The following is a 2,086-nucleotide window of genomic DNA, read 5'->3' as shown; positions in this document are numbered from 1 at the left end:
CTTCTTTCAGAATGCCGATGATCTGTGATTCGGTAAAACGTGATTTTTTCATTGTTGTCTCCTGCATTAATCATTGCAGAAAACTCCAATTAAGTCTGTTTCATATTAAGGGAAGCTGACAAAAGCAAATAAAAAATATGAGGGATTGAGCCTTCTTTTGGCGGGTTCATTTTATCAGTGTTGGGCAGAAATAGATGGGCGCCCTCCCGAGGAAATAGTCGATGAAGCAATCAGCGAGTTAAGAAGGGAGCAGCTTAATGATGTATTAGTAGATATAAAAAAAATTTTTAATTTAATAGAGGGTGTAATTGATTTTGATGAAATTTTTGGTAATGAAATAGGCTGTAATTATAGTCCAGTATACGACGGTAAAACTTATATTGAGTGGCTTATAGAATTACAGTTAAAATTGAGAGAAAATTTAGAGTGCCGGAAGGTGTAAATAAATTTTCTTGTTATGAATATGATGAATAAGAATTTAGAGGATATTGGCTCGCCTATTAATTCAGTAAAGCATATGTGTTAGATGTCAAGGCTTTGGTTGACGACGGCTATTTTCAAGCAGCTGCTTCGTGAAATCCCAGCAATCTAGATACTTTAATATCCAGACAGAAATAAAAGAAGATGTCCGGAACTTATTAAGTACTTCAGTTATAGATGATGAGAAATTAGAGCCTAGTGAGTTGCAAAGTGAAATTGATAGAGTTTATAGGTTACTGCTCGACGTAGTTCAGCATTCAGTAGAAAATGAAGGAAAAAAATGATGAAACACATACTTCTCCATAATATGAAAATAGGAGCAGTATTAGTTGCTTTATTGATCATAAATACGATTTCAGGTTGTTTGAATTTTCAAACTGAAATAAAAGATCTCAATCAATTTGTTTTTGAAGAGTATAGCTACTATAGCGACAGCCCATTAGCAATGCATGGCTCAACTGGCGGTGCTGGTGGTGAAATTTGCTCTAAAACAACAGATTTATGCATTGGCTCTAAAGATAATTTAAATGTTTATTTTGGAAGAGATGAATTTGACGAGAAAAATAGTGTCGCAGTAGTTACTACGAGTGCTCCGAGAGTGGAGTATTTTTTGGACCTTCGCCGAGGGACGCTATTAAAGTGTAATAATTGCAAAGAAGAATCTTTCAATCAGAGTGGGATTGTGTTTAATGAAGGCTTTAGTACTGGAAGCTTTGCTTGGTCGAATGATAAGCAGCATCTTATTTTCGAGTTAAATATATTAAGTGCTGAAATTAGCGCAGATATTCTCTTTCATTATGAAGAAAACGGCGTGACTTGGACGGAGATAGATGCCTCTGGGGGGGAAGGTGAAAAAGGGCAGCGTATGCATACTCGGTTTGCCCCTGATAGTAGTAAGCTCGGATGGATATACTGTGACACACTGTGTGACTTAGTGGTATATGACGTTGCAGAGCAGGGCTACACCCGAACACCAACAGGGTGTGAAAACGGAAAGTTTCTAGAGCTCACTTGGGAAAATGCCCAGCCAATTGTTGTACAGAAGTTTTCTTCAAGAGGAAACTACGAAGAAGAACAGACCTGTAAAGACGAGACGGGCGAATACAAGGTGCCTATTTTGTTTCGTCATGACCTATACGAAGAAAGGCTAAAACAAAAAGCAGCAGAGCAATCAGGGCAAATCGACAAATAGGCTTCCCACTTCTTAAATTCGTTATGAAGTAATAGGTATAGCGCGGGCCAAACATACACAAGGCATGCACACTTCTAATCGACTTTACTTGTAAGACATTGGCAAGCGGCCACACATATCTGTGTGGTCGAAAGCCGCGAAAAGTATATGACCGAGCTGGGCTAGCTCACAAAACATAGGCCAGTCACTTCTTTCACTTAAGCACACTTTAAAGACAGCCACACAGAGCAGAGCACGTACCTAAGCGCAGGTATGGGCTTTAGTAATGAAAGCTTGGGCAATCTGCCTCCGGCAGTGTCAGCTTCCCTTAATATGAAACAGACTTAATTGGAGTTTTCTGCAATGATTAATGCAGGAGACAACAATGAAAAAATCACGTTTTACCGAATCACAGATCATCGGCATTCTGAAAGA

General features: G+C 38.8%; 2 protein-coding genes. Both read left to right on the top strand.

The features are described 5' to 3' along the window. The first annotated feature begins 145 nt into the window (after positions 1 to 145). Positions 146 to 442 (top strand): contact-dependent growth inhibition system immunity protein, encoded by a 297-nt coding sequence (locus OE749_RS18565; RefSeq protein ID WP_263713986.1) that lies wholly within the window; start codon positions 146 to 148, stop codon positions 440 to 442. Positions 443 to 763: 321 nt separating this feature from the next. Further along, a complete protein-coding gene (locus OE749_RS18560) occupies positions 764 to 1,672 on the top strand; it encodes a hypothetical protein (RefSeq protein WP_263713985.1) in 909 nt (302 codons plus the stop codon). The last annotated feature ends 414 nt before the right edge of the window (positions 1,673 to 2,086 follow it).

The organism is Fluctibacter corallii (assembly GCF_025751585.1).
In the GTDB taxonomy this organism is placed as follows: Bacteria; Pseudomonadota; Gammaproteobacteria; order Enterobacterales; family Alteromonadaceae; genus Fluctibacter_A; species Fluctibacter_A corallii.
This window is presented reverse-complemented; position numbering and strand designations above follow the sequence as displayed.

Bases quoted from the DNA above. Each gene is read 5' to 3' on its own strand.
- OE749_RS18560 (WP_263713985.1), top strand. From the start codon at position 764: ATGAAACACATACTTCTCCATAATATGAAAATAGGAGCAGTATTAGTT.